Source organism: Clostridium bornimense (assembly GCF_018917145.1).
Taxonomy (GTDB): Bacteria; Bacillota; Clostridia; order Clostridiales; family Clostridiaceae; genus Clostridium_AN; species Clostridium_AN bornimense_A.
Genome location: NZ_JAHLOD010000018.1, coordinates 57,220 through 65,211 on the forward strand (window position 1 = coordinate 57,220; position 7,992 = coordinate 65,211).

At 24.4% G+C, this 7,992-nt stretch carries 4 protein-coding genes; all 4 read right to left on the reverse strand.

Features of this window, described 5'->3' with window-relative positions; all coding sequences use genetic code 11:
• Positions 1-23: 23 nt before the first annotated feature.
• Genes KQI30_RS08385 through KQI30_RS08400 form a run of 4 tightly spaced genes read right to left on the reverse strand, consistent with a single transcriptional unit; the run spans position 24 to position 7,746 of the window.
• Positions 24-4,406 carry a hypothetical protein gene (locus KQI30_RS08385; RefSeq protein ID WP_216462854.1) on the reverse strand — a complete coding sequence of 1,461 codons (4,383 nt, stop codon included), beginning with the start codon at positions 4,404-4,406 and terminating at the stop codon, positions 24-26.
• Positions 4,399-5,115 (reverse strand): DUF6063 family protein, encoded by a 717-nt coding sequence (locus tag KQI30_RS08390; RefSeq protein WP_216462855.1) that lies wholly within the window; start codon positions 5,113-5,115, stop codon positions 4,399-4,401. The genes KQI30_RS08385 and KQI30_RS08390 overlap by 8 nt, the downstream gene beginning before the upstream one ends.
• Entirely contained in the window at positions 5,096-6,736 is a 1,641-nt protein-coding gene (locus KQI30_RS08395) for a hypothetical protein (protein ID WP_216462856.1), read from the reverse strand. The genes KQI30_RS08390 and KQI30_RS08395 overlap by 20 nt, the downstream gene beginning before the upstream one ends.
• On the reverse strand, positions 6,736-7,746 hold the full coding sequence (locus KQI30_RS08400) for a Wadjet anti-phage system protein JetD domain-containing protein (protein WP_367397838.1): 1,011 nt from the start codon (positions 7,744-7,746) through the stop codon (positions 6,736-6,738). Before KQI30_RS08400 ends, KQI30_RS08395 begins: the two co-directional genes overlap by 1 nt.
• Between the last annotated feature and the right edge of the window lie 246 nt (positions 7,747-7,992).

Below are 7,992 nucleotides of genomic sequence, written 5' to 3' on the forward strand. Positions count from 1 at the left end.
CATATAATATCTTATACTATTTTTTAAAATAGTTTCATTTGCACTTCCTCTGTTTTAATATGTGATGTAACCATCGTTTCAACTTCTTCGTCACCTACTAAATGCTCAGATTTTATAACTTTTAACCCACTCTTTAATTTACTACCAACAAGATTCAAAACATAAATATTATCAAATCTATTAATTATAGAATCTCCACCTAATCCCGTTAAGCAAATCAATTGAGTTTTACTCTTTTTTGCCACCTCAATTAATGGCTTTAATAAATGTTCTGCATTAGTTTGTGCAAATGGATTATCCATGATTAATACTTTAGATACTTCTTTTCTTACAAAAATATCTTTATCTTCTTTTCTCATATAAGAAAGTAAACTAGATAAAATTACGAAAGCTGATAAAAAACCTTCTCCACCTGAATTAGTTGCAACTTCATCCCATGTTATTTGCTTTTGTCTATTTTCCTCTATCTTATATAACTTTACATCAATATTTCCTATAGAAATTACCTCATCATATAACTTTACTATGTTAATTGTTCTCTCAATATATTCCTTTATACTTTCATTACTCTCCAATAATTTCACACAATGATCTCTTATATTCTCAATATATTCCTTAATACGAAGATTATACAATTCTTTATTCTCTTCAATATTAACAACAGAAATCTTTAGCATCTTTACATATTTGCCTGATATAGTTATTGCAGAGTTCTCATCAATTTTACTAATATCCTCATTAACTGAAATTATATACTCATATATATTTCTCAATATATTCTCTTCTTCTTTATTTATTATCTCAATATCATGCATAAGCTTTTCAACTATCATACTATAAGAATCTAATACAATATCCAACTGCTTTAATAAGTTTATTGGATTTTTACAAACTCTTATTAGTCCTGATATAGCATCCTTAAATAAAGCATCACTTTTGAAAATATCTTCGTTTTCTATTTTAGTTATTATCTCATAAACTTCACTTTCTAATTTATGTATATCTGTATTTATAATTCTATAATCTCGTTTTAACTTTTTAGTTACATCCTCAATATCTTTCAACTCAATGATAATATCTAATTTTTCTTCCACAGGAAAATCATATTCATCCAAAGAGGACTTACTTATCTCAATGATTATTTTTTCATTTTTATATTTATTTTTTTCTTGTAATAAAGTTTCTATATCAACCTTTAATTTAGCTAATTCTTCATCAAAGTTCTTACTAAAGATTTTATCTTTTTCTTTTGGTATATCTGTATCAACTATTTTTTTCAATTCTATTTTTAAACTCTCTATCTTAGATTCCTCTACAGCTTTGTCTTTTTCAAAACTTGAAATTTCTTTTCCAACTTTTTTTATATCATTTTCTTTAAGGTCTATATTTCTCTCTATAGAAATTACTTTAGTAAAATCATATATTACATTTCTAAATTCATCCTCATTTAAATTAAATTCAGTTTCCTTATTAATAAGTTGCTTTTCACACTTTTCATATTCATTTACTGCATCACTTTTTTCTTTTTCGAGTTCTGAGAGATCCCCATATATTTTTTTAGTAACAACATTATACTCTGCTAATAAATCTTCTAAATCCTTATCTTTAAAAATTCCATCTTTATACTCTTCAAAATTCTTAAGATTATTATTACATTCTGATATCTTATACTCTAAACTATGAAGTTTCTCTTTTATATCTTCAATCCTTTTTACTATATCCTCTAGCTCGTTTTTATTCTCTTTTATCTTGATTTCATTGGTATTCTTTTTATTAAAAACATCCTGATATTCTTCTTTATTATTACAATATTCTTCATATTGCAAAATTAATTTATTAAACTCATTCTCTTTCTTTTCTAAATACTTTATTCTCTCTTTTACTTTATACTTTTCATCTTCATAGTTATGTATTTTATCCTCTACATCAGCAATCTCTGCTCTTATTGACCTTAACAGCTCTTCGCTATCCTTTAGGCTTTTTTCCTCCTTTTCCAACTCTATTAAAGTGGATTCATATAATTTCTTTGTAACTTTAGAATTTTTAATAAATTCTCGCTTATTAATATATAAGTTGACAGCCTCTTTCTTTTCATCAATTTTCATTAAAATATCATCTTTTTTTCTCTCTTTTGAGTCTATTAATTTTCTTAATTTTTTCTCATCTAAAAGCTTATTATTAAATGAAACATAAAATTTTACCTTTTCAAGGTCTACTATATTATTAGAATATAACAATTTGTCATCTAAATTATCTCTTTCAATAATTGGTATTGGAAAAGATGTATATAATTCGATATCAGTACTATTGAGTTTAAGTAAATCTTTCTTATCCATAATTAAAGCATATGGAATAAAAGGATTTCTTCTTAATATTTCATTATTTTCCTCTTTCGAATATTGATTATTTTTAAGCCAGTCCATACCATAAATTATATCAATATTATTGTTAGATAATGCTTCTAAAAAATCCTTTGGAATGTTAACTACTTTACCTTTTTCCAATTTCATAATTTCTTCATTTATAGATTCTTCTGCCTTATATAATTCCTTAAGATCTACATTAAAATTATCTATTTTTTTGTTAAATTCTTTAATTATTTCTTCATTGTTAAATACTTTGTTTTCTCCTAAATTCACATATTTAATTATCTCTTTTCTAGTATCTATATCCTTATTGAATTCACAAATTCTCTCTTTAATTATCCCTATCTTAGTAGTTAATTGAACTTTTCTAGTATTTAAACTATCCTTTTCAGAATTTTTAGCTTTCAATTGTTGATAATTTCTTGTAATATTCTCTGCTACTTCCTTTTTCCTAGAGTTAGCATTCTTTTTATCATTCTCTATCTTCTTTCCTATAGTGATTTTTTCTTCATCATCAAAATATCCTACAATATTTCTCTGTAACTTTTCATCATAAGACTCATTAAAATTTCTTTCATAGATGTCAAATGATTTTATCGCTTGTAACAATTCACCTTCTCTAAATCTGAGATTTTTATCACTTTCTTCAATACTACAAATATCTTTATTAAGCTGAACTTTCCTATTAATGATATCTTCCTTTTCATCTTGATATTTATTCTTTTCATTAGAAATTCTATCATATTGTTCTAAAAGAAGTTTTCTTATTGAATAACCTAAATTTTTAATCTCTGGTGCTGTATCTTTTTCTTTATCTTTTAATACTTTAATTTTTATTTCAACTTCTTGAAGTTTTCTTGATGCTCTTGTATATCTTTCATAAGCATCTGCACACTCTAAAATATTTTTTTCTCGCTTTAACTTCTTAAGTTCTTTATTATATTCCTCTTCTATCTCTACATTTTTTGATATATTATTTTCCAATTCCTTAATTTTATCCAATCTAGAGTATATATCAAAAGAAATCTTTTCATAATTTACTTCTCTTATTTTTAATTCATTTTCATCTATTTTTTTATCAATTTCAAAAATAGCCTTATCTTTTTCTTTTATTTCATCATTCATTTTATAAAAATAATTTGCAATTTTGTTTTCCTGTCTTTTCTTTTCTTCTATTTTTTCTTTAAATGCTAATGCCGATTCCTTTATCTCATCTGCTCTTCCATAAAAAATTTCAATTTTATCTTTTCTATCAATATCGCTCTTATTTATCTTATATTGATAAATATATTTCTCTATAATATCTCTATAGTTATTAATTCTATTATCATCTTTATTAAGTTTCTCTTCAATTGTTGGTAAAAACCACTTTTTTACTAACCCCTCAGTATTTTTAGCTTCTTTAAATAGTTGCGATAATCCAGATTCCGTTAAGTTAACTTTTTTTATTATATTTTCCCATTCCTTATTATCTATTCCATATTCTCTTAACTTATCAAAATATGCTTTAGAAGTTCCATAATTATTCATATCATAATAATTAAAATTATAATTTGGATTTTTCTTAAGCTCTTCAAATAAGTTCTTACTATTTGTAAAGCTTTTTATTTTTCTACTATTGCCATTCTCCTCAATTATGGGAATACTCTTTATATCATATTTATTTCTTGACTTATATTCATAGACAAAATTAATAATATCTAGCTTATCCCTAGAATCATCATCTGAAGATATTTCCTTTTTTCTAACCATCATTCCAGTAAGCAAATACCCCGCATCATCTTCTAAATTCCATTCTACTAAAATATATGTAGGTGTTTTACTTGTAAAATAACTTTCAAATTTTCTTTCATTTAAATCTCTATATTTACGCCTTACAAAAGGTGCCATCATCATTTGAATAATAACTGTTTTTCCTCCACCATTTCTCAAGTTAAGCATAGTATTTTCTCCATTTAAAAAGAAAACTTGATCATCTATTTTAGAAGTGTTGTTATTATAATTTAGATTTGCAATTCTAAGATAATTAAAATTACTCATTTACTTCCTCCTCTCCAAAGGCTTTTAATACCCTATAATAATTATTTTTATTTAATAAATGCCAATCCATAAAATAATCTAACTTTTTTGTAGTTTTAATCATATCATCACTTTTTATATAATCTATTAGTCCTTGCTTCTCTAAAAACGAAAGTATATTATTAACAAATCCTTCTTTAGTAGTTTTAGATCTATTTTGGTTATCTGAACTTTTTAATGATTCAAATCTCTCTAATATGTTACTATATGCTATCCCATTATCCTTATCAGAATTCTCACTACTTCTTTTTACTCCTTCACTAAGTTTATCCGCAACAAGATTCAAAAATTCTCCACCTTTTATAAAATCTCTTGATTTACTGCTTAACCCATTAGCTCCATAGAAAGACACTATTAAGGTCATTATTACAAATTGTGATAAGTAATAATCCTTATCATTGGCTCCTGATTTACATAATTCCTTTTTTAAATCACCTTTAGAATAACCTAAAAAATCATTATCCTCCTTAGGAATAAAATATATTATGCTTCCAAACTTTCTAACTTCACAACCTAATTCATCAGCCTCTAATTTCACCAACTCTTGAATATTTTCATTTTCTGAATACGCCTTATATAATATATCTTCATCATCTTTGAGCTCTCTATTTTTCATTAGAAAATATATTATCCTACTACTAATCTTTATATCATCTATTGTATAATTCAACTTCTCTATCCCCTTTACCTAACACTTCAAATAATAAATCTGAACATAATAAGTTTTTGTAGTTTCCATTCTCATCAACTACATTTTTAATTTTTACTTCTTTATTTTCATCTATTTTATTAATCCTAATAAACTTTATATTCTTTAGATGTGCATTTTCATCCACTATATTTAATATAGATTTATTAAGTTGAAATTCAATTTCACCATTATCAATAAATGTTTTTCTCTCTTCTATCAATTCATCTATATTAATATTTCTTACCTTTATCATTTCTACCATTACTTCTCTAAATATCTCAACATTAGGTATAAATTTCTCCCTAACTTCTTTATTTTCATCACACAAATCTATTAATTCTAATAATGATATTCTTCCATTTTCTAATGCACTCTCTAATATTACTTTTAATATATCATTACATTTTAATATTCTTTCTATTTTTCTTTTATTTCTAACTTCTTCCTCATTATCTTCTAATAATTCAAATTTTTCATCATCTTCCCTTGATACATCTTTAATTTTATTTTGAAATGTAAACGCCTTATTTAAATTATATCCTTTCAAAGGACTTTTTAAGAATAACGGATTAAGAAATATATTAATGCTCTCTAGTAAATCTGGATTTTCTAATACCTTATCATATACTTCTCTTTTTATATCAAACCTTTCTATCAATGCCATTTTTGATATATTTTCAAGTTCATTTCTATAAATATTTTTTAAATCATAATGTGTTATTAGTACTCTCTGTTCCTCATCTATTGCTTTTCCTATATACTCATTTATGATCCTTAAATTTTTTAAATTTTCTTCTTCCTTTTCAGTTAGATCATCTATATTTATTTCCTTATCCTCAAATTCTTTAATCTTGATCTCAATAGCTTCTTTATGTAGCATAAACTTTTTACTACAATCTCTTAATATTTCTAAATTTCCTTCAGTAACCGCCTTGTATTCCTTTACAGAAAACATTAATGGCGATTCTTTTATCTTTCTAATATCATCCTGCATTTTATGAATCTTACTTCTCATACTTTTAAATATATTCTTTACATCAGTAACAGCTTTATCATATGAAGCTTTTTGCAAGTGCATTTTAAATATAATTTCTTGTATCGTTATTTTTAAACTTTCTTCTACTTCTAATGTAGCTAAGATAAGTTCATATCCTTCATCGCTTACATAATAGCTAACTCTCCTTACATCATCTACATATTCCACTTTATTCTTTAAAAAACTTATATTTATTTCTTCATATTCCCCAATTTTATAATCCATTGCCTTAAAATACATAGCTTTTCCTTCATTACACAAAATAACATTAACTATAAATTCAGCTATTTCCCTACTGTCATCATATGTTATTTGTTTCTTATAGTATAAGGAATTTATCTCATCTATAAATAATGCTATATCATCTATAGTACATAATTCTTCTTTAAGCGATTGTTCCATTATAAATAATAGCACTGAAATAATTAAATTATCTTGCTCATATCCTTCAGTAAACCCAAACTTATCCCAAGTCCTTTTTGCTATACTATTTCTAAATAAAAGAGAATATGCTCCTATTTTTTTCATCCGTTCTTTTTGTGCATCTAAAAAATCTAATTTCATTATTCCTCCATTAAATCACATATATTAATTATTTCTTGTGGAATGTATAAGTCATTATTTAAAATATACTCTATCCTACTTTGATATTCTTCTGTAAACTCATCTAAAAACTCTGTACCTATATTCTTATTCTGACCTTCTTTTGTCTTTGGTAATTCATATTCTTTTGATTTATCTATCATCTTCTCATAACCTTTTATAAATGGTCTAATATCATATTTATCTCTAAATTTTTTATATAAACTTTCATATATAATTATTCCTTCATAATCTAAATCTCCAAAGTAATATAGAACATTATTTTCATTACAAAGATATCCCTCCACTGAAATTTCATAATCTTCAAAAGCTTTAATTATCTTCTTACCACTGCCATATATCACTGTATCGACATTTATTCCAAAAATATTGTCTTCATTCATAAGCAAAAATTTTCTCATAGTATAATATGTATCTTTATTTTCTAAAACCAATATATTTTGTGGTATTTCCTTGGTTCTAGAGTAATATGCTAATGGTTCAGATGTATTATAATAATTTAGAAACTCTAAACTCATATTTATATTTTTTAATATAGTCTTACCTATCTCTTTTTGAATAAACTTCTCTCTACCCCATATTTGAAACGATCTTTCATTCATTGAAACAGTAGTGTTCAATAACTTCATATTACTTTTTAAAAACTCATTCAGTTGAAATAAATATTTTCTATGCTCTTTATACTTTTCTATGTGAGTTCTATAATATGACATATCCATATTAATGTTGAATTTAAAATTTATTTCATCTATTAACTTTGAATTGTCTTCAACTTTTTTTATTATGAAATATCTATTACATAATGTTGGATTTTTTCCATTTCCACCACTACTCTTTATAGGAATAATCTTATTAGCATTTATCATATTTTTTATTAAATTACAAAGTTCTGAATATTCTTCTATATTATACATTTTACTTATTTCATCTAATGTAACTTTCTTTTTTATTATCTTATCTACTGAATTCACCTTATCACCACTCTACACAACTCCTTATTAAGGATATTATAGCATTAAAATACTAGAACTTTCGTAAGCGTCAAAAATTAAGTACCTAGATACTAAAATCTCCAATTGATAAAATTAAGAAAATGATATTTTATCAGGAGGTTAGGTATGTATAAAAAATTAAGTAATGATGAATGGAGAGAATATATAAATCGTTATTATGCTAGTGATGAAAATTTAACTGTAAAAGATTATTGTGAAGAAAAT

Excerpts from the sequence above, each read along its gene's own strand:
- KQI30_RS08385 (WP_216462854.1), bottom strand. The coding sequence starts at position 4,406 with ATGAGTAATTTTAATTATCTTAGAATTGCAAATCTAAATTATAATAAC.
- KQI30_RS08395 (WP_216462856.1), bottom strand. The coding sequence starts at position 6,736 with ATGAAATTAGATTTTTTAGATGCACAAAAAGAACGGATGAAAAAAATA.